At 37.6% G+C, this 20,112-nt stretch carries 19 protein-coding genes; 4 read left to right on the forward strand and 15 right to left on the reverse strand.

Going from position 1 to position 20,112, the window contains the following annotated elements; all coding sequences use genetic code 11:
• Positions 1 to 22: 22 nt before the first annotated feature.
• From CP367_RS04915 to CP367_RS04945, 7 genes are all read right to left on the reverse strand, one after another.
• Positions 23 to 1,381, reverse strand: a complete 1,359-nt coding sequence (locus CP367_RS04915; protein ID WP_057726554.1) for a hemolysin family protein — start codon at positions 1,379 to 1,381, stop codon at positions 23 to 25.
• A gap of 102 nt (positions 1,382 to 1,483) precedes the next feature.
• Positions 1,484 to 2,140, reverse strand: a complete 657-nt coding sequence (locus CP367_RS04920; RefSeq protein ID WP_013086012.1) for a nitroreductase — start codon at positions 2,138 to 2,140, stop codon at positions 1,484 to 1,486.
• A gap of 71 nt (positions 2,141 to 2,211) precedes the next feature.
• Positions 2,212 to 2,478 (reverse strand): hypothetical protein, encoded by a 267-nt coding sequence (locus CP367_RS04925; protein ID WP_005718555.1) that lies wholly within the window; start codon positions 2,476 to 2,478, stop codon positions 2,212 to 2,214.
• Positions 2,479 to 2,596: 118 nt separating this feature from the next.
• Positions 2,597 to 3,082, reverse strand: a complete 486-nt coding sequence (locus CP367_RS04930) for a PTS glucose transporter subunit IIA (protein WP_005718553.1) — start codon at positions 3,080 to 3,082, stop codon at positions 2,597 to 2,599.
• 20 nt (positions 3,083 to 3,102) lie between these two features.
• Positions 3,103 to 3,600, reverse strand: coding sequence for a hypothetical protein (locus CP367_RS04935; RefSeq protein ID WP_013086011.1), 498 nt, complete (start codon positions 3,598 to 3,600; stop codon positions 3,103 to 3,105).
• Positions 3,587 to 4,396, reverse strand: coding sequence for a MurR/RpiR family transcriptional regulator (locus tag CP367_RS04940; protein WP_005718549.1), 810 nt, complete (start codon positions 4,394 to 4,396; stop codon positions 3,587 to 3,589). The genes CP367_RS04935 and CP367_RS04940 overlap by 14 nt, the downstream gene beginning before the upstream one ends.
• Positions 4,397 to 4,457: 61 nt before the next feature.
• On the reverse strand, positions 4,458 to 6,338 hold the full coding sequence (locus CP367_RS04945; RefSeq protein WP_005724271.1) for an alpha-glucoside-specific PTS transporter subunit IIBC: 1,881 nt from the start codon (positions 6,336 to 6,338) through the stop codon (positions 4,458 to 4,460).
• Positions 6,339 to 6,949: 611 nt separating this feature from the next.
• On the opposite strand from CP367_RS04945, the gene CP367_RS04950 reads away from it, so the two are divergent.
• Complete coding sequence (locus CP367_RS04950; RefSeq protein ID WP_057726555.1) at positions 6,950 to 7,756, forward strand: Cof-type HAD-IIB family hydrolase; 807 nt, start codon at positions 6,950 to 6,952, stop codon at positions 7,754 to 7,756.
• 55 nt (positions 7,757 to 7,811) lie between these two features.
• Here CP367_RS04950 and CP367_RS04955 read toward each other — a convergent pair whose 3' ends face one another.
• Both CP367_RS04955 and CP367_RS04960 read right to left on the reverse strand, forming a co-directional pair.
• Positions 7,812 to 8,660 carry a patatin family protein gene (locus tag CP367_RS04955; protein ID WP_089145886.1) on the reverse strand — a complete coding sequence of 283 codons (849 nt, stop codon included), beginning with the start codon at positions 8,658 to 8,660 and terminating at the stop codon, positions 7,812 to 7,814.
• 67 nt (positions 8,661 to 8,727) lie between these two features.
• Complete coding sequence (locus tag CP367_RS04960; RefSeq protein WP_089145885.1) at positions 8,728 to 11,127, reverse strand: phosphoketolase family protein; 2,400 nt, start codon at positions 11,125 to 11,127, stop codon at positions 8,728 to 8,730.
• A 300-nt stretch (positions 11,128 to 11,427) separates the two neighbouring features.
• Here CP367_RS04960 and CP367_RS04965 point away from each other — a divergent pair, with 300 nt between their 5' ends.
• From CP367_RS04965 to CP367_RS04975, 3 genes are all read left to right on the forward strand, one after another.
• Positions 11,428 to 12,192 (forward strand): DeoR/GlpR family DNA-binding transcription regulator, encoded by a 765-nt coding sequence (locus CP367_RS04965; protein WP_023487972.1) that lies wholly within the window; start codon positions 11,428 to 11,430, stop codon positions 12,190 to 12,192.
• A 5-nt stretch (positions 12,193 to 12,197) separates the two neighbouring features.
• Positions 12,198 to 12,557 carry a bacteriocin immunity protein gene (locus tag CP367_RS04970; RefSeq protein WP_023487971.1) on the forward strand — a complete coding sequence of 120 codons (360 nt, stop codon included), beginning with the start codon at positions 12,198 to 12,200 and terminating at the stop codon, positions 12,555 to 12,557.
• 121 nt (positions 12,558 to 12,678) lie between these two features.
• Positions 12,679 to 13,506, forward strand: a complete 828-nt coding sequence (locus CP367_RS04975; protein ID WP_054832751.1) for a Cof-type HAD-IIB family hydrolase — start codon at positions 12,679 to 12,681, stop codon at positions 13,504 to 13,506.
• Positions 13,507 to 13,599: 93 nt separating this feature from the next.
• Here CP367_RS04975 and CP367_RS04980 read toward each other — a convergent pair whose 3' ends face one another.
• From CP367_RS04980 to CP367_RS05005, 6 genes are all read right to left on the reverse strand, one after another.
• Positions 13,600 to 14,325 carry a GntR family transcriptional regulator gene (locus tag CP367_RS04980; RefSeq protein WP_089145884.1) on the reverse strand — a complete coding sequence of 242 codons (726 nt, stop codon included), beginning with the start codon at positions 14,323 to 14,325 and terminating at the stop codon, positions 13,600 to 13,602.
• Positions 14,325 to 15,251 carry a nucleoside hydrolase gene (locus CP367_RS04985; protein ID WP_013086003.1) on the reverse strand — a complete coding sequence of 309 codons (927 nt, stop codon included), beginning with the start codon at positions 15,249 to 15,251 and terminating at the stop codon, positions 14,325 to 14,327. Before CP367_RS04985 ends, CP367_RS04980 begins: the two co-directional genes overlap by 1 nt.
• Positions 15,252 to 15,332: 81 nt before the next feature.
• Positions 15,333 to 17,342: a KUP/HAK/KT family potassium transporter gene (locus CP367_RS04990; protein WP_023487970.1), complete on the reverse strand. Its 2,010-nt coding sequence runs from the start codon at positions 17,340 to 17,342 to the stop codon at positions 15,333 to 15,335.
• Positions 17,343 to 17,473: 131 nt separating this feature from the next.
• Positions 17,474 to 18,166: a ribose-5-phosphate isomerase RpiA gene (gene rpiA, locus CP367_RS04995; protein WP_013086001.1), complete on the reverse strand. Its 693-nt coding sequence runs from the start codon at positions 18,164 to 18,166 to the stop codon at positions 17,474 to 17,476.
• Entirely contained in the window at positions 18,166 to 19,092 is a 927-nt protein-coding gene (rbsK, locus tag CP367_RS05000) for a ribokinase (protein ID WP_089145883.1), read from the reverse strand. The genes rpiA and rbsK overlap by 1 nt, the downstream gene beginning before the upstream one ends.
• Before the next feature lie 89 nt (positions 19,093 to 19,181).
• The gene (locus CP367_RS05005) at positions 19,182 to 19,985 is read right to left on the reverse strand and encodes a DUF4931 domain-containing protein (RefSeq protein ID WP_057726559.1); all 804 of its coding nucleotides are present in this window, start codon (positions 19,983 to 19,985) and stop codon (positions 19,182 to 19,184) included.
• Positions 19,986 to 20,112: the final 127 nt, after the last annotated feature.

Raw genomic sequence — 20,112 nt, forward strand, 5'->3', positions numbered from 1 at the left:
CAACGCTTCCTCTGAATAATTTCTAATTTTCATCCTTTGATTGATCGCCTTTTTGATCTTTATCCTTAATCGGTTCAACGATAAACCAGCGCATAAAGCCTTGTTCGATACTGTCTAAGGTAAACTTATATCCTTCAAGTTCAATTGATTCACCCTTTTTCAAGTTAGGATAATGTTCCATCATGTAACCACCAATGGTAATAATATCGCTATCTTGAAAGGCCTTCAGATCTGTATGGAAGAAACGCTCAAAGTCATATAAAGTCGTCTTACCTGAAACATGAACTTGACCATCCTTGTCCTTGATAATGTAATCATCTGAAACATCATCAATTTCATCCTTAACAGAACCGAAAAGCTCTTCATAAATATCCTTATCAGTAACGATCCCACTAGTACCACCATATTCGTCAACTACTAAGACAATTGGTGTGTGCTTAGAAATCATCAAGTGCAAGATATCTTGAATTGGCATTGATTCAGGTACCGTGATAATAGTTCTAATAATTCTTGTTACTGGTACGTTGCCATCAATTTGGCTTTGTTGCACAATGTCGTACGCATAAACATAACCCACAACGTCATCTTTATCATTATCACGCACAACTGGAAAACGACTGTAGCCTTCTTCCAAGTATTTTTTCAAGGCATAGGCAATTGTATCAGTTGAATCAAGTACTGACAATCTTGTTCTGTCAGTCATGATGTCCTTAGCAACCTTATCGTTTAATTCGAAGGCTCTTTCCATATAAGTTAAGTCTTCTTTATCAAGCGAACCACCATGAACCGCATTACGCGACAACTTGATGATTTCAGATTGTGAATAAACTTCATTTTCTTCATCAGCTGGAGTAAAGCCCATCAATTTTAAGATTCCATTGGAGCTAGTATTTAATAGCCAAACGAATGGATAAACAATCGTATGGAAAATATGAAGTGGCGTAACGATCCCCATCATCATCGGTACTGGCTTGTCAATCGCAATATTCTTAGGCACAACTTCAGTTAAGACAACTTCCAAATAAGTTAATAAAACTACGCCTAAGATTGCACTAACTGACTTGATGAGTGATTCATTCATTGGCGTCAAATGGAAAAGATCTTCCAAGATGGTTGCGAATGTATCAGCCGAGAACCAACCCAAGACTACACCAACCAAAGTGGTACCAACCTGAGTAGTTGACAAATACTCATTCAAGTTGTGCGTCATATGCAAAGCACGACGCAACTTTTTCTTATTTCCTTGACCCTTAGCAAGCATATCTTCGAGCTGACTTGGTCTAGTTTGAACTAACGCAAATTCCGCAGCAACAAAGAATGATGCAACGATAAATATTAATAATGTTGCAACTAAATTAGTTACTATTTGAGCTGGACTCAAAGTATTATCACCTTTTTTTACAAATATATTACTAAAACCTATTTTACCATTTCTTGCCTAAAATAGTGCAGTTTTACACAAGGGATAACGGTTTTTTGTAATTTATTCGACCACCTTGTAAATTTCATTAAACGGTACACGCTTTGGAATAAATTTAGGATCATTAATTTCAGCATTCTTGTCGATATAGCCAACTGCAATTGCCATTCCGACAGCTTCATCATCTGGAATTTGGGCATATTCTCTAACCAATTCTGGGTATGAAACCATTGAGTGAGCTGGCATCACACCTAAGCCACGGTTAATGGCTAAAAGCATGATACTTTGTGCAAAAATTCCTAAGTCAAAAACGGACCAAGCTGGAGATTTCTTCGGAACCGTTAAAAAGATAATTGCTGGTGCATTGAACATTGTTTTATTCGCATCATTAAATAATTGAAGCTTATTTCTGAAAAAGAAACTTTGGGATGCACCCATCGTAGCCATATTACGACTTGGATAAGTATCCCAGTCTAGTGATAGCATTGAAGCAAAATCTTCATGTGCAGCTTCTTTATCATCAATCTTTTTAGCTGAAGCAGCCTTAAACTTGCTTAAAGCATCCCCCATCAAAACATATGCACGCCATGGCTGAGAATTAAGCAATGAAGGTGATTGCTGTGCCATTTTAACGATTCCAGCAATTGTTTTTTCTTGTAATTTTCTATTAGTAAACTTCCGCGTTACATGTTCCTTTTCATAAACATCCTTAAAATTCATTTTTCCTCAATTCCTTTTTGCTTATATAATAACAATCTATATTTTATTATAGTAAAAAACTGTTAAAAAGCTTAATTATTGCTCTTTTCTTGCTTTTTCTTTTCTGCTGCCTGTTTTTTTAAATAAGCACTCATTGCAAGATCATTTTTTCGCATAGCAATAAACGCAGTAATGGTTAAAGTTAATCCGCCAAGACAAATCACAAGTAAGCCAATCGGAAACAAGAAGTCTGCTCCCTTAGGAATAAATGATGCCTTAATTACCCAGCATGCTATACCAATTAACATCAAAACTATACCCACAATGACTGCCTTAGTGTTCGGTCGATATCTTTTCATAAATGCCCTTCTTTCTTAATTAACATTCTAACAGAAAAAGCTTAGCTTCAACGTAGAAGCTAAGCCGAAAACTAGAGAAATAGTCGTTAAATTTTTACATGAGAGAGGGGAAAGTTGACTATTTAAGTTCGATAGTTTGTACTTTTTGGGAATGTTCAACACTGCCTTTTTCAATCGGAGTAACTGACTTAATCAGGTCCATGTTGGTGTAGACAACGATGCAGCTGTCATCGTATCCCTTGTCTGTAATCATTTGGAAATCCATTGTGGCTAAGGGTTGACCTTTCTTAACTTTATCGCCTTGACTAACATTCACTGTAAACGGAGCACCTTTTAGTTCAACAGTATCAAGACCCAAGTGAATCAAAAACTCAATACCTTGGTCATTCGTGATACCAATAGCATGTTTAGTTGGGAAAAGTGTGGAAATACTACCATCAACTGGTGCATAGATATGATTATCCTTAGGCTTGATAGCATAGCCATCACCTAACATCTTAGTTGAGAAGACATCGTCTTTTACATCAGTAATTGGCATAATGTCGCCATCAACTACCGCATCTACTTCAATACCCTTATTCTTTTTCTTAAAGAAATTAAACATAATTAATAACCTCTGGATTTCTAAAATTCAAGTAATAATATCAACATAAAGCTTGCGAGTAATAAACCAGCTGCAGTAAGTGAAATTGCGATTATTACTCGACTAACACCATCTTGCGTTTTCTTCAAAGCTTTTGCTCGATAAAAACCTAAGATAGCTAATACTACGCAAAGCAAGTTGCCAACAAAGAGCTGAGCAATCATCTGACTTCCCATCAAGAAGCGATAAGTCTGTCGATTGATTAAAAACTGCTTGTGGTTTAACAACATATAGTAGCCTAGTATGAAGTCAACGATAGCAACGATTGTACTAATCGCAATCATCGGCTGCTTCATAATCATCATCCGAATCGATTGACCAGAAGCACCGCTTCGTAGTGCAATCATCGCCCAAAACAATAGTGGAGCAATGAAAAGTACGTATGAATACCAAGTCAAAATCTTCTTAGTATCCAAGTGCATGCTTTCGGTTATTCGATCGATAAAGTTGCCAACTTTTCGTTTACTAATTGCCCACATTGATCTCTACATCCTCTCCTTGACTCTGTTGCCAAGCTACATATTCACTAATTACCAAATCAATTAAGAAGTACGCTGGGGTAAAGGCAACCTTCCCACTCTTAAAGTCGGCATCATCAGTAAAGGCAATCGTTGGAAAATAAATGTTGTGCTGCACTAATGAAGCTAATTTATTTTGCTTCAGGTTAGTGAACGAAACATATTTGAATTTATCATTCACTAGTTCCAACTTAGTGATTTCCTCATTGATCGTTTTATTATCACCCGTAAACGAGATAATAAACAAAACATCGCCTTTTTGAGCAAAGCGTCCCGCAGCTTTTAACTCCTCTAATGCTGATGGCAAAACAGTTGCATGCTTGCCAACTACAAACAATTCATGAGCCAAATATTGTGCAATTAACTCTTGTTGCCAACCAGTAGAGTAAATGTAAATTGTCCCTGCATTATCTAAATCGCGATACAAGCTATTGAAATCACGTTGTTTGAAATACTTCAACACGTCTGAATTTACTTTACTAAGTTCCCGCGCAAAATTATTTTCAATTTTGATTGGTTTTTGCTTCGATTCGGCTAATTCAACCAAATCAAATTTAAGCTCACTGTAGCCACTTAGTCCTAGCTTTTTACATAACCGGAAAATTGCGGATTCGGATACATAAAGCTTTTTAGCTAATTTGGCTAAGCTTAATTTGCTACAGTCTCTCGGATTATTTAGAACATATTGAACTATCTGTTTTTCAGAATCGTTCAATTTATGACTATTGTCATAGACCATTGATCTCAAATTTGCCATAATACCTGTGCCCTTATCAATATATAATTTATATATTAATGATAACACAAGCGCTTTCAGATTATAGCAATTGTTTCATTTGATCAACAACTTGATCGGCATCCAATCCGACAACGATGTCAACCTCGTTGTTATCTTTATGTTGTACTTCGTAAGAATCTGCGATCTTCTTGAATTCTGAATCTGGAGCGACCTTCTTAGGATCAACGACATGAGTTCTTACTCTAGTTGAGCAAGCAATGACATCTTGAATGTTGGAGTCACCACCAAGCAAGTCAACGATACCAGTAGCTCTTTCAATATAAGGATTATCTTGTTCAGTTGATACCTTAGCGTCGCCACCTTGTTGTTGCATTAAAGTGTTCATTTCATCAAGAACTTGAGGTACGTCCAAACCTACGATAACTTGGATAGCCTTACCGTGGTGTACGACATTGACAGCCTTGTTTGCTTTAAATGCGGCATCTGAAGCAACTTTATTTGGATCGGCAACAGATACACGTAATCTAGTAGCACATGAACTCAATTCTGTAATGTTTGAAGGACCACCTAATAATTCAAGGTAAGCAGTTGCTCTTTCAATGTAAGGGTCATTAGCGTCCTTACCAGCAGCTTCTGCAGCTTTCTTAGCCTTGTATTCTTTCTTTGAAAGAAGGTGAACATCTTGATCATCGGCTTCACGACCTGGAGTAATGTAGTTGAACTTCTCGATCATGATCTTGAAGACGAAGTAAGTGATAATACCGAAAATAATACCAACGATAAATTCCATGACGTAGGTCTTCCAGTGGTTTTGCCAAAGTGGAATCCAGTTCATTGAAGCGATACCGATCGCACCATCTGACATGAATCCTCTTAAACCAAAGGCCCACATAACTGTGTTCATCGTGGCTGACAATACTGAGTAAACTACCCAAAGAACTGGAGCAGCAAACAAATAAGTAAAGTCGATAGGTTCAGTAATACCAGCTAATACTGAGGTTAAAGCAGCTGGGATAAGCAAAGCTGAAGTTTGCTTCTTCTTGTTCTTCTTAGCAGTTGCGTAGAAGGCAAGACAGATAAATGGTACTAAGAATACCTTTTCGTTACCGTAAAGTTGGAATCCTTCAACTGAAGCGATTTGTGAAAGTGGTTTAGTACTTGCAGCGTATTCAGCAAGGTGTTTCAACCAGTATGGTTGCAAACCGCCGGCAACAACGGCTGGACCGAATTGGAATGGAATGTATACCAAGTGGTGAAGACCAGTAGGAATCAATACACGGTTCAAGAATTGGTAAATCCAAACACCGATAAATCCACTATCTACGATGAAGTGTTGCATGCTGGTGATACCCATTTGAACTTTTGGCCAGCCCCAGCAGGTAATGAGTGCTAAAGGAATCATTACGAAGAATGCTAAAGCGTAGACATAAGTTGAACCTTGGAAAGTACCAAGCCAGTCTGGCAACTTCTTGTCAAAGTACTTGTTGTGTAGCCATACAACAATCAAAGCAACAACCAAGGCACCTAAGATACTAGTGTCAAGAGTCTTGATACCAGCAATGTTAGTTAAACCGTGGTTAGTAGCGTTAGCAACAATTTGAATCTTGTCAAAGTTAGGAATACCAAATGCTGCACCCCAGTGGGTAAGCATTGCACCGATGAAGTAGTTGTAAGTCAAGTAAGCAATAACTGCTTCCATGGCTGCTCTACCTCTAGCCTTGTTGGCTAAACCGATTGGCAAACCTACAGTAAACAAAATACCTTCTTGGTTGAACACTGTCCAACCACCAGCTGAAATTGTGTCCCAAACTGAGTTCCATGTAGTTCCCGGGTTGGCAATTGAACCAAACAGAGTCGGGTTATTGAACAAACTACCTAAAGCTACGACAATACCCGCAAACGAGAACAGCATAACTGGGACGAACATAGCGGCCCCAAACCGCTGTATTTTCTGCATCATAATCGTTTACCTCTGAAGAAAAAAATTAAATCAATAACTTATTCTTACATCTACACCTGCATCTACATCTTTATTTCATCAGATCAAGTCAACCGCAAGGTGCTCATACAATTGACTTTTGCCATTTGTGCTTCACACAAATATTTACTCCTCAAAAATGTTTTAAGATAAAACGTCCAGTTGATATCAAATTCTGAACTTAACTCTATCTTAGTAGCTAGCTTACATTTTTATTTATACCATAGTTTTAAGCTAATGTAAGCGTTTTTTAAAACTATGACTTATTGTTTCATAAAGTTAAGATGATATTTCATTTCATGAAATTTATTTCAGCCCTTCAATGATGTATATACCAATATTTATACCCCCCTTTATTTTGCTTGTCGCGCCTATGTTTAATCATTTACTTTACATACAAAAATAACATGTCAATAAATATGCTATAGACATTCTCTATTTATACACATAAAATCCTCTGCAATATATTTCATTTCATGAAACGAAACAAGTGATAAAACCTTTTTCCTTTCCAAGATGAACTACTTTGCTTACTGAAATAACACAAAGTCTGGCATAATTAACGGTAAGTTAAATGCACAGGAGGAATTATTATGACAATCAAATTTATTGCACTTGATACCGATGGTACCTTGCTTAATTCAACAGGTAAGATTTTGCCCAGTACAAAAAAGGCAGTTAAAACAGCTTTAGACCAAGGAATAAAAGTTGCTTTATGTTCTGGTCGGCCAATCGCAGGATTAAAACATTTTATGGACGAATTAGGAATTATTGGACCTGATCAATATGCTATCACTCTTAATGGCGCAATTACCCGCACAGCAGATGGCAAGATAATGACTAAAGATCTAGTTTCTAATCGACTTTATCGTAAAATGTATGCTTTTGCTAACGAGCATCATTTACCTTTTAACGTTGTTTCCCCTGATTCAAAAATAATTACAGGAGATCATGATGTTGATTTAATGGTTTATACTCAAGCTTACGAAAATAGTGCGACTTTATACATTAGAGAGCCAGATGAATTGCCTAGTGATTTTGAAATTGCTAAAGGTTGTTTTGCCACTAAAGCTAAGTTGTTAGACCAATGGGAGGATAAAATTCGCCAAGAATTTGGGCAAGAGCTGTATATTGTTCGTGCCGACGATTGCTTCTTAGAGCTACTTCACCCTAATGTTAATAAAGGAACCGGATTAAAAGAATTAACTGAAAAACTTGGCATTACTCCAGAAGAGGTCATGGCAATTGGAGACGAAAGAAATGATATTACCATGTTTGACTTTGCTGGAACAGCTGTTTGCATGGGTAATGGCTCCGAAGAAGCGAAAAAGCATGCTGATTATGTTACCACTTCAAATGACGAAGATGGCATCAGCAATGCTTTTGAGAAATTTTTATGAACAACCTAAAACAAGTATCTGAGAAGTGATTAATCTTTCCTAGATACTTGTTTTATTATTTGTTCAAATATTCACGCAAAGCTGGCAAAACTTTCTCCGCCTCAACTCGTCCGACCTCATACACTCGTCGCATCTCTTTTTTATCTGTTTCTAAAGTGCCAATTTCAAGCGGAAACGGTGGACGAATAATAAAAGCTTGGTCAGCAGCTTCATCTTTTACCATCTGATCAAGCACCGCATTATAATCCTCAGCTCTAGTAGCCAATTTTTTTACTACTACGGGGTATTTCCTTAAAATTACTTTTTCCAGTGGATAGAGCTTACTCTGCTTTTTGCGATAAGACTTCGGCTGTGTAGCAATGACTACCTTTTTATCACAGTTTTGCTGCTCTAAAAAATCATACGGAATTGAATCAGATACACCGCCATCAAAGTAATAATGCCCTTGAATTGCAACTGGATGAGCAAAAAATGGAATCGACGACGAGGCTCTAATCCACTCTAAGTCAACATAACCTGCATCATGTAATTGATGATAAACCGGCTCACCTGTTGCAGCATCAGTTGCAACACACCAAAAGTCCATTGGATTAGTCATAAATTTTTCTTTATCAAAAACATCCAACTTATCAGGCAAAATATGGTAACAAAAGTTAGCCGCATACAAATTGCCTGACCGCCGCCATGACTTCCAACTAGCATAATATGGTTTCCCCGCAAAGCGCATGTTGTAGCGCAATACTCTTCCCTTTTGCTCCGACTTCAAGTTTACGCCAAAGGCAGCACCGGCTGAAACGCCAATTGCTAAATCAAAGGTTATGTCATTTTCTAAAAACACATCAATTACGCCAGCTGTAAACAGCCCACGCATTGCTCCACCTTCAAGTACTAACCCACTTTTCATATTTTCCCTCTTTATCAAAAAAAGACCTACGCTTTTCGCATAGGTCTAATTTATTCTTATTTTAATTTTACTTCAAGCCCGACCATTGCCATTCCGTTACTTCTGGCATATCCTTACCATTGTCACGAATGTATTGATGGTGCTTTTCAAGCAAGTCATCCATATGACTAATGAAGTCCGCATTCTTGCCCTTTAGCTTATCGATGCTTTCAACCGCATCCTTAGCCAAATCGAAGCGGTCAAGGTGGTTTAAGACACGCATGTCAAATGGGGTAGTAATATCACCATTTTCTTCATAGCAGTGAATATGAACATTGTAGCGCTTGCGAGCAAACCAGATGGATTCCATCATGCTCTTGTAGCCATGCCATGCAAAGATTACTGGCACATCCTTAGGGAATAATCTGTCAAATTCTTCAGTTGAAAGACCATTCTTGTTGTCCTTAGGATCCATTAACTTCATAACATCAACTACGTTAATGTAGCGAATCTTCAAATCTGGGAACTTCTTGTGCAAGATATCGATTGCGGCTAAAGTTTCAATAGTTGGTTCAGTTTCAGTTGAAGCAAAGACAACGTCTGGCTTAACGCCCTTGTCAGTTGAAGCCCAATCAATGTAGCCTAAGCCCTTGTCTACCAACTTCTTGGCTTCTTCAATTGAGAACCATTGTGGACGAGGCTGCTTAGAAGTTACCAAGACATTGATGCATTCTCTGTCTTTCAAGGCCTTATCGCCAACTGCTAAAAGCGTATTAGTATCTGATGGCAAGTATTCATGAACAAGATCTGGACGGTTCTTTTCATACAAGTGAGTCAAGATACCTGGATCTTGGTGAGTGTAACCATTGTGGTCTTGTTGGAATACAGTTGAAGTTGCGACAAAGTTAAGTGATGGATAATCATGACGCCAGTATTGTTCCTTAGCTTTTCTTAACCACTTCATGTGTTGCGTGAGCATGGAGTCAACTACTCGGCCAAAGGCTTCATAAGTAGCGAAGAAGCCATGACGACCAGTCAAAACATAGCCTTCAAGGAAGCCCTCATCTTGGTGTTCTGACAATTGTGAGTCAATCACACGGCCACTTGGAGCCAGGTTTTCATCATTTGGTTCATGAACTTCTGGTTCCCATTGGCGCTTTTGATCATCAAGTAATTGGAACAAGCGGTTTGATTTAGATTCATCTGGACCAAAGCCGCGGAAAGTAGTTGGGTTGAGCTTAGCAACTTCATCCAAGTACTTAGCCCATTCAACCATGTCTTGGGCTTCAACTGAACCTGGCTTGTCAAACTTCAAAGCAAATTTGCGGTAGTCTGGCAAGTTAAGCCGCTTAGGATCAAGACCTCCGTTAGTGATTGGGTTCATGGCCATTCTATGTTCACCCTTAGCAGTGTTTTCAGTTACGATTTCCTTAGGTGAACCGTCTTCATTAAACAATTCTTCTGGCTTGTAGCTTTCCAGCCAATCAGTAAGCATATCAGCGTGTTCCATATCGCCTTGAGCAACTGGAATTGGAATTTGGTGAGCCCGGAATGAATTTTCAATTGGGTTGCCATCCAAGTCCTTCTTTGGACCAGTCCAGCCCTTAGGGCATTGGAAAATAATCATTGGCCAATGTGGCAAGGTAGCATCATTGTTTTCACGGGCATGCTTTTGAATAGCCTTGATTTCTTCAATGACTTCATCCATGGTCTTAGCCATTTCTTCGTGAACCTGCATTGGGTCCTTTTCACCGTCAAAACGGCCGCCCTTAAAGACTGAAACAAAGTGAGGATCCCAACCCATGCCGCGGAAGTATTCGGTTAATTCTTGATCGCTCATGCGAGAAACAATGGTTGGGTTAGAAATCTTAAAGCCGTTGATTTGCAAGATTGGCAGAACTGCACCATCTTTAATTGGGTTAATGAACTTGTCACTAAACCATGAAGCAGCTAAGGGACCAGTTTCAGCTTCACCATCACCAATTTCAACAGCGGCAATAACATCTGGATTATCCAAAACAGCACCAGTACCGTGTGAAAGTGAGTAGCCTAATTCCCCACCTTCATGAATTGAACCTGGAGTTTCAGGAGCAGCGTGAGAAGCAACACCACCTGGGAAACTAAAGCGTTTGAATAGCTTAGCCATCCCCTTTTCGTCCTGGGTAATCTCTGGGTAACGTTCAGTATATGAACCATCAAGATATGAGTTAGAAACCATTACCTGACCACCGTGACCTGAACCCTCAATATAAAACATGTTCAAGTCATACTTCTTAAGCACACGATTCAAGTGAGCATAAATAAAGTTTTGTGGTGCAATCGTGCCCCAGTGACCAATTGGCTTAGGCTTAACGTCTTCTGCCACCAACGGAGTCTTGAGAAGCGGATTCTTCATCAAGAACAATTGACCAACTGACAAGTAGTTGGCTGCGCGCCAATATGCATCAACGCTCTTTAAATAGTCTTTTGAGTCATAATCAACTGCCATCTTATTCTCCTTTGAGCATTTAAGAGTGCTCTTGTTCATTTGTTCTTTTGTTTACACTTATATCATACCAAATTATCTAAAAAGTTCAACTATTTTTATAATTGGATCCTACCAATTTAAAAAATAAGTATTTAATTTAAAATTGCATCCCTTTTTTGTTGCTATATCAACCTTTTAATGCTTTGATATAAGTATTTAATTGCTTAAATACTGATAAGTACAGATAAACAAATATCAAATACTGACATAATCAGTGCAAAATTATTCATTCATGTTAAATTACTAAATGGAGGGCATGAGATGACCCAAGAAGAAAGATTAATACAAATTAAACAGTTACTTGAAAAAAAGCACCAATTATCAACTAGACAGATTGCAGCTCACTTCAATGTATCATTTGATACGGCAAGACGAGATGTAATTCATCTAACTGAAACTGGTCAAGCAATTAGAGTTCATGGTGGTTTGATGGAAATTAATTGCAACAGCGTACCTGATTTTTTAGCAAGAAATCAAGTACAATCACCGGTTAAGATGAAAATGGCTAGAATGGCAAAGAGATTTGTTCATCCAGGTCAATGTGATTTCATCGGTTCATCAACTACGTTAAAGCAGCTCTGTCCAATGCTTAATGGTATTGACATGCAGATCGTCACGAATTCAATCGACAACGCATTAAGCTTATTAGCAACAGAAATCCCATCAGTCAGATTGTTGGGCGGCGTTATCAACAAAAAGCAGCGTTTCATTTATTCTGAAACAGCATTAGAAACATTGCGTCAAATCCATTTCAATACTGCATTTATTGGTGGATCTCGAATCAGAGATGACGGCGTATATACACCAAGCATGGCTGATTCCAAAATTGTCGAAACCGCCGCTAGTCGCGCTAATCAAGTTGTATTAGTTGCCGAAAAATATAAATTTACTAATCAATCCTCTTCGCCATACATGTCTGTCCCCCTCAATCAGATCGATGTCCTTATTACCGACACCCCATTGCCTGAGGAATTAAAGCATCATTTTAATCCAAAAACGCAAATTATACCTGTTTTAAAGGAGTGATAGTTATGTTCAGTCTCTTTAACCAAAAGAAACAAAGCGAAAGTCGTGAAGTATACCAAGATTTGAAGAATTTTTATAATAGTTTTTTTAGCAATATCTACAATGAAATGAATATTGGTCGCTATCGGCAGATTCGCGATGCAATTGGGCTTGTTCTTAATAAGTTCGACAGTGGTGATCATCCTCTTGAATACACTAGCAAATTGGTCATGTATATTCAGGCTCGAGTTGCCATGAATCACCTGCATCTAACTCATGAACAGCAAGACCTAATGAAAAAGCTAAGTGACGCTACCAAATATGTAAATCTTTCTTATGTTTATCTGAGTCCGCTCACTTCGGTAGAACAATTTGTTAATATTTAAGTGTATCTAGAACCTGCTCTAGATGAAAAAATGAATCCAAAAAGACCGAGTAGCTGATCTGCTCGGCCTTTTTATGCAATAATATTGTTAAAAGATATAGATTTTTTTAAAGGAAATAATTATGACAAAATTACCATTCAAAGTTGTTGCTGTCGATATGGATGGCACTTTCATGCATGATGATCAAACTTTCGATCACAAGCGCTTTGACCGCATCTTAACAGAATTACACAAAAAGGGGATTCACTTTATCGTTTCAAGTGGGCGCCCTTATACCAGATTACGCAAAGATTTTGCTGGCTTTTTAAACCGAATCGACATGATTGCTGACAATGGCTCGCTTTTGCTTCAAGATAATCAAATTATTAGCACTCATTTGCTCACTTATAAAACAACCTTAGATCTAATAAGTTTTATCAAAGAGCATTATTCCAAGAGTTCAATTATTGTCACTGGGATCAACAATTCATATACAACTATTAATGCTTCTCCTAGTTTTAAGCAGACGATGAACTTCTATTACCCCGATCGAATTGAAGTTACTGATTTAGCAGCGGCTATCAATCCGCAGGATATGATTACTAAAATCACCTTAAGTTATCAATATGATTTTTCCGCGGAATTAGAAAAAGAATTCAACCAAACCCATGCCGAGAAGATTCACTGTACTTCTAGTGGTTTCGGTTTGCTTGATATTGTGCCTTACAGCGTTAATAAAGGGAGCGCTCTAAAATACTTCTTACGCTATTTTGGTGCTAAACCCAATGAATTAATTGCCTTTGGCGACGGAATGAATGATGCTGAGATGTTAAAACTAGCCGGTTACAGTTATGCGATGGCTAATGCAGAAGATCAAGTTAAGAAAATCGCCAAGTATGAGGCCCCGAATAACAATGATGATGGGGTTTTAGAGGTGCTTGATTCATATTTAGCTAAAGTAGAGAAATAATAATTACTGTAAACTAAAACCGTCTGAATGAGCAAAATAAAAAAGTAGCCAAGTTTTCTTAAACTAATTGACTTAAGAAAACACAGCTACTTTTTATTTACCCAAATTAACAAAGGTATTAAAGTTCATATAATGATAATGCACGCGCATATTTGATACTTCAAACGGCGTCCCATCATCCAAGAAGAAGATCCCTTCCATTACACCAACAGGTTCAGTCGACTTCAAATTTAGCTTCTGCTGATCTTCTTCATTCGATGGTTCAACAGTGATATTCAAGAATGACTTAGTAACGGTCTTTCCCTGTTCATCTTCCAAATAGTTAAACAAAGACTTTTGTAAAGTTTCTGGCTTTAATTCCGGCACAATTTTAATCGGCAAATATCCAGTCTCAATTAAAAATGGTTGTTCATCTAACAGTCGCAGACGCTTGAATTCATAAACAAAATCATTTTCATTTAAAAATAAGTCTTCCGCAATTTCTTTAGTTGCCTTAATCACATGAAAATCAAGCAACTTAATTTGTTGTTTTTTACCAGGGACTTTAAAAGAATCAGTGATTCCAAGATTCGATCCATCATAACGAAACATTGCCTGTTTGCGCAAATATAGTGGATTAATAAAAGTTCCACTACCTCGCTTTTTAAAAACGATCCCTTGTTGAGCCAACAGCTCCAGCGCACGCTTCATTGATGATCGACTTACCTGATAGTGTTCGGCTAGACTGCGTTCATCAGGCAGTCGCATCCCCTTATACTGATTATTCAAAATATTCTGTTTAATGTCATGCATAACTGTCCGATAAACATAATCTGCCATTATTCTCGTCCTTGATCTGCCTTTTTAATACTATCAATAAACCAAGTTGCAAACTTATCCAAGTCCACATCTGTCGCAATCTCCGCATTGGCATGTTCTTGGTCCATAAAATCCATTACGCTGGCACCATAAGTATATTGCCCGCGCAATTCAATATTCACGTTTGCCTTTTTCATTGTAAACATTTCCGGATGAAGCATAATTCCAACTGCAGTCGGATCATAAATCTTAATTCGCGGATCACCGTCTGGTTCATGAATGTTAGAGAAAAGTGAATACAACATATTACCCACTTCACCACATGTCTTAACTTTATCCATTTGCTCTGGTGTTAAATGGGCCTTATTTCCAATTTCAAGTGGAGCAACCTTAACTGGTAATCCACTATGAAAAACTACCTGCGCTGCTTCCGGATCTCCCGCAATATTATATTCCGCAAATGGGCTATGATTTCCGTGACCAATATTACCACCCATAATTACAATTTCCGCAATATTTTCTTTAACTTCAGGATATTGCTTAAAAAGTAAGGCAAAGTCAGTTAATGGTCCAATGCCCATCAGAGTTATTTTTTCTGGACTACTTTTAATTTCCTTAGCCATCAACGTTGCAGCAAGACCAGGTTCAATTAAAGAATCATCAGCTTGTTCAAATTCAAAGCCGGCAATCCCTGTTTTACCATGAACCGAAGCAGCACTAATCATTGGTGCCACCAGTGGTTGATTAGCACCCACTACGACAGGAACCTTAGTATGCAAAAACTTTTCTAAATTTAAGGTATTTTGCAAGGTATATTTCAGTGCCACGTTACCCCAAGTAGGCACAATCATGCGCACATCAAGTTCTTGTGCAAAAAGACTAATCGTCATGGCAGCAATGTCATCAATGCCAGGATCAGTACTGATAATTAAAGGTCTCTTGTTCATAAAATTATCCTCTCGTATTAAGTACTTTTATAATAGCAAAAAACCAACCAATTAAGAAAGTGGTTGGTTTTATTCTAATAATTATTTTTCTTTTTTGGGTTTAATACGTTGAATGTGTTCTTCTTCATGGTCACCTAATACTAATGGCACACGCTCAACCACAGTATCGGCATACTCCAGTCCGAACCAAGATGCAGGGTTAGAAGATAAATTCTGCAGCCATACTCTTGCTTCAACCATGAACTTTTCATAGCCTGTCAATTTAGTTAATGGACTAATTACGTCGTTAACAATTACAAAGGCGAAGTCCCCTACATCACGACCCGGTGTAGTAGTGAATTGTTGTGGTTGAGCTTCAATCGTTCCATCAGCGATCAAATCATGAACAATTTGCCGCAAATAAACATTTACACTGGTTTGTTTTCTAAAACCTAAATACAACTGAACGTTAATTACATTCTTAGTACCATAAGTATTGACCGCGTATTCTGCAGTATATGGCTCGTTAGTAACATTAACAGTTACAAACCAGTAAGCCTTAGCCCGTTTAGGTCTCTTATCCAAAATTGAATAAAGCATTTCGCGCTTAATGAATTTATTATACTTAACCTTAGCCATATAAACTACATTCGTAGCGTAAACTGGATAATCATCACAGTGGCTCAACTCAGTCAACATATCTGTATATTCATCTAAGCGAACATAAGCATTCTGCTCCTCACGCTTATCACGGATCTTATTGCCATAGAACCACACGTACATGATTGCCAAAATAAAACCAGCAATTAAAACAGTGACGTAACCGCCATGCAAAAACTTAGTTAAGCTTGAGAATAAGAACATCCCTTCAATAAAGGCAAAGACTACTAAGAAAATGCATCGTATTGATAGCGCGGTACCTTTTTTACCCAGATATTCAAATAATAAGATAGTTGTCATCAACATGGTAACCGTGATGGCCAGACCATATGCTGCTTCCATATGATGTGAAGTTCTAAATAAGAAAACAATTGCAACTGTAATGACACAGATCATCTTATTAATTGAAGGAATATAAATCTGTCCCTTCTCATTTGAAGGATAGATAATATTCATTCTTGGTAAAAATTTTAAACTACTTGCTTCAGCTACTAAAGTGAATGAACCCGTAATCAAAGCCTGAGAAGCAATAATAGCGGCAATCGTAGCCAAAGCAATAGCAAACAATCTTAGACTACTTGGTACTGCTTCAAAAAATGGATTGAAATCACCATTACCAGCATGATAATTAGCATTTTGTAAAATCCAGACGCCTTGCCCTAAATAGTTTAAAATCAAGCAAACAAACACATAAGGCCAAGAGCCCATAATATTACTTTTCCCGACATGTCCGACATCTGAATAAAGAGCCTCAGCACCAGTAGTTGCCAAGAAAATTGAACCTAAAATCAAAATACCCACTTTATTAGCAGGACTAAATAAAATACGCAAAGCATGAATTGGATTAATTGCATCAAGCAAACTCCAATCATGGCTTAAGTTCATAAGTCCAATAAGCCCTAAAAAAGTAAACCACAGGAGCATGATTGGACCAAAGGCCTTACCAATCACACTCGTTCCCATTCTTTGAATTGAAAATAGTAAAACCAGGATAACAATAGTAATCAAGATAACCATATCTTGCGACGAAACTGGAATTACATCACCAAAGCGCATATTTTTCAATCCTTCAATTGAAGTTGTAACAGTCACAGCTGGAGTTAATGTCCCATCAGCTAACAATGCTGCTCCACCAATTAAAGCTGGGATAACTAGCCATTTAGCCCTCTTTCTAACCAATGCATAAAGAGAGAAGATCCCTCCTTCACCATGATTAGTCGCCTTCAAGGCAATTATCACATATTTGACCGTTGTCAATAATGTAACAGTCCAAAAAATCAACGAAATGGAGCCAACAATTAGTTCACGGTTAACATTACTAATTCCACCATTTTCAGTCACAATCGACTTCATAACATACAAAGGACTAGTACCAATATCACCATAGACAATGCCGATAGCAATTAAAAGGCCAGCAAAAGACACCTTTTGCTTACCAGATATTTTATTCATAAGTTTTTATCCTCTATTTCACTTAAAAATTAAAATTTTTACTAGTATAGAAAAAGTCTAGATTTTTTGCAATAAAAATATATCTTTTAAAAAAATAAAAAAGGAGATGAAATCTCCTTCAGTCACTTAATTTACTTTTTCTTATCTTCGATGGTGCCATCACTATGAGCAATAATTACTTCGTCACACATATCCAGGAACAAGCCATGTTCAACTACGCCAACAGTATGATCAAGGTAATCAGCTAAACCATGAGGTGCTGGAACAGGATCTGCAGCCAAATCAATAATATAATTTCCATAGTGAGTCACATAACGTTGATTGCCATCCATACGCCACCGAGGCTTTAATCCTTCTTGTTCAAAACGTTTAAAGTTTTGTTCACAAGAAATTGGTAAAACTTCAACTGGTAATGGGAAGCCGCTTAAACGATGCACTAATTTTGATTCATCAACGATCCAAATGATCTTCTTAGAATTGATTGCTACATTTTTTTCTAAAGTTAATGCACCACCGCCGCCTTTGATTCCATCCAAGTTATTGGCAACCCGATCAGCACCATCTACAGTTAAATCAGCTTGATCAATATCGGCCAATTCACTAACTTTAAAGCCTAAGCCCTCAAGTTGTTTTTTACTACGGTTACTAGTAGTTACGATAGCCTTCAGTTTTAAGCCGTCTTCATCTTTGCGCTTACCTAAAGCATCAATGAAAAAGGCAACGGTTGAACCTGTACCAACGCCCAATACCATACCTGATTTAACCATGGCAGCTGCTTTTTCTGCTGCTTCTTTTTTCAAACGATCTTGTTCTTGCTTGTTCATTATTCATCATCCTCCATCGCCTGTTTAACTTCCTGTTCAGTTGGAATTGAAGGCTGAGCACCTAAACGTTGTACGGCAATTGAAGATGCACGACTTGCAATTTTAGCTGCTTCTTCAAAGTTAGATAGGTCAGAATTCAAATTGCTTACCAAATATCCAATAAAGGTATCTCCTGCACCAGTAGTATCGGCTGCTTCAACTTTATAAGTTGGTATTAATTCTTCAACATCGGGAGTTGAAATATACGCACCCTTATCACCATAGGTAATAACCACGTTTTTTACACCAAGCATGTGTAGTTTTTCTGCATTAGTGGCCAGCGTTGAATTATCTTTAATTGCAATGCCAGTGATCTTGGCACTTTCAGTTTCATTCGGTGTAATGATATCAGTATATTGCAGTAATTCTTTAGGAATCTCATCAACTGCAGGAGCTGGATTTAAAATAGTGATTTTTTTGGCCTTTTTAGCAATCTTAAATGCTTCAAGCGTCACATCTAGTGGGATTTCGAATTGAGCAATTACACAATCCCAACTCTTAATCAAATCACCAGCTGCACGGATATCTTCCACTGTCAGTTCATAATTTGCGCCGTGATCAATAATGATGTCATTTTGCCCAGCTTCATTCAACGTGATATAAGCATGGCCTGTCTTTGCTCCCATTGTGGTTTGCACATAAGTTGTGTCCACGCCATAACTCTTGAGCTGATGCGTGATAAAATTTCCTTCACTATCTTCACCTATACGGTTAATAAAGTAAGTTTCAGCTCCACTTTTAGCAGCTGCAATTGCCTGATTAGCACCCTTACCGCCACCAGCAGTAGTAATGTCTAGCGCATTAATTGTTTCACCAGGCTTAGGAAAGTCTTTTACATGTAATGTTGTATCAACATTACTTGAACCAATAACTACAATCTTCTTCATTATGAGCATCCTCTTCTAAAAATGGATTTATTCAACCTCAATTATAACAAAAAACGTATTCAAAATATTGAACACACATTTTTGAAATCTTACTGTAAAATACCACCATTAACGAAGCCTTTTAAGCGCTCAGCTTCCCACTTCAATGTATCTGAATCGTCAACTTGCGAGATCTTATACCCAACGAAATATGGTGAAGCATAGAATCGTGGAATAATCTTGCAACAAGTACCTTGACCATCATTAATTGGATAGAAAAATAAGTTATAAGAATCAACACCATGTGACAAGACTGAACGCACATATTGTGTGCCCTTTTGAATCAAATCGGCCCAAGTATTCAAATTAGTATTATCATGTGTCAAAATATTTACTTCTTGGTAGCCTTGAACTGGACGCGCTGATAAGTTCATTTCAACTGAACCCGAACGCCCGACTTCAAATCCTTTAAAGTTATCAGCGCCAATATCGTGATAGCCATCTTTATGATATAAGCCCACGATCTGCATATGTGGATGAGTTAAAGAACCATCAGACTTGGGACCAAAATTTTTATACCAAAGCACACTCTGATAACGGCCTGAATTATTCATTTTTTGAAAACACTTCAAGCCAAACTTCATCAACTCTTGATTATCTTCACGCGTATAAGTTGAAATATCTCCCTGGTGATCACTTGATTCAATTAAAATTGTTTGATTAGTATCCTTTAACGTAGGGTACTTATTCTTCAACCAAATCTTATCGCCATCTTTTTCATAAATATTAATTAGATGCTGCACATCACAAAAAGGACAGCCAGCATTCTGATTTCCTTGCCGATTACCATAATCATAATCATATGGCTTACGCTTACCAATTGAATATTCATACACTAAAGGATTCTTGTCCATATTTTTCACCTGCTAAACCAAAGATATCATACATTTAACATCATTTTAACAATTTTATCGGTTAATTGTGAACATTTTTATTAATAAAGCTAGGAATAGTACGTCTATCTATGATAAACTACCTTTG

It is taken from the genome of Lactobacillus sp. UMNPBX16 (assembly GCF_002553775.1).
Lineage (GTDB): Bacteria > Bacillota > Bacilli > Lactobacillales > Lactobacillaceae > Lactobacillus > Lactobacillus crispatus.

Coding starts and splice junctions, on each gene's coding strand:
- CP367_RS04930 (WP_005718553.1), bottom strand. CDS start 3,082: ATGTTTAATTTCTTTAAGAAAAAGAATAAGGGTATTGAAGTAGATGCG.
- CP367_RS04950 (WP_057726555.1), top strand. CDS start 6,950: ATGACAATCAAATTTATTGCACTTGATACCGATGGTACCTTGCTTAAT.
- CP367_RS04980 (WP_089145884.1), bottom strand. CDS start 14,325: ATGGCAGATTATGTTTATCGGACAGTTATGCATGACATTAAACAGAAT.
- CP367_RS04940 (WP_005718549.1), bottom strand. CDS start 4,396: ATGGCAAATTTGAGATCAATGGTCTATGACAATAGTCATAAATTGAAC.
- CP367_RS04990 (WP_023487970.1), bottom strand. CDS start 17,342: ATGAATAAAATATCTGGTAAGCAAAAGGTGTCTTTTGCTGGCCTTTTA.
- CP367_RS04955 (WP_089145886.1), bottom strand. CDS start 8,660: ATGAAAAGTGGGTTAGTACTTGAAGGTGGAGCAATGCGTGGGCTGTTT.
- CP367_RS04945 (WP_005724271.1), bottom strand. CDS start 6,338: ATGATGCAGAAAATACAGCGGTTTGGGGCCGCTATGTTCGTCCCAGTT.
- CP367_RS04975 (WP_054832751.1), top strand. CDS start 12,679: ATGACAAAATTACCATTCAAAGTTGTTGCTGTCGATATGGATGGCACT.
- CP367_RS04960 (WP_089145885.1), bottom strand. CDS start 11,127: ATGGCAGTTGATTATGACTCAAAAGACTATTTAAAGAGCGTTGATGCA.
- CP367_RS04920 (WP_013086012.1), bottom strand. CDS start 2,140: ATGAATTTTAAGGATGTTTATGAAAAGGAACATGTAACGCGGAAGTTT.
- CP367_RS04965 (WP_023487972.1), top strand. CDS start 11,428: ATGACCCAAGAAGAAAGATTAATACAAATTAAACAGTTACTTGAAAAA.
- rbsK (WP_089145883.1), bottom strand. CDS start 19,092: ATGAAGAAGATTGTAGTTATTGGTTCAAGTAATGTTGATACAACATTA.
- rpiA (WP_013086001.1), bottom strand. CDS start 18,166: ATGAACAAGCAAGAACAAGATCGTTTGAAAAAAGAAGCAGCAGAAAAA.
- CP367_RS04925 (WP_005718555.1), bottom strand. CDS start 2,478: ATGAAAAGATATCGACCGAACACTAAGGCAGTCATTGTGGGTATAGTT.
- CP367_RS05005 (WP_057726559.1), bottom strand. CDS start 19,985: ATGGACAAGAATCCTTTAGTGTATGAATATTCAATTGGTAAGCGTAAG.
- CP367_RS04970 (WP_023487971.1), top strand. CDS start 12,198: ATGTTCAGTCTCTTTAACCAAAAGAAACAAAGCGAAAGTCGTGAAGTA.
- CP367_RS04935 (WP_013086011.1), bottom strand. CDS start 3,600: ATGTGGGCAATTAGTAAACGAAAAGTTGGCAACTTTATCGATCGAATA.
- CP367_RS04985 (WP_013086003.1), bottom strand. CDS start 15,251: ATGAACAAGAGACCTTTAATTATCAGTACTGATCCTGGCATTGATGAC.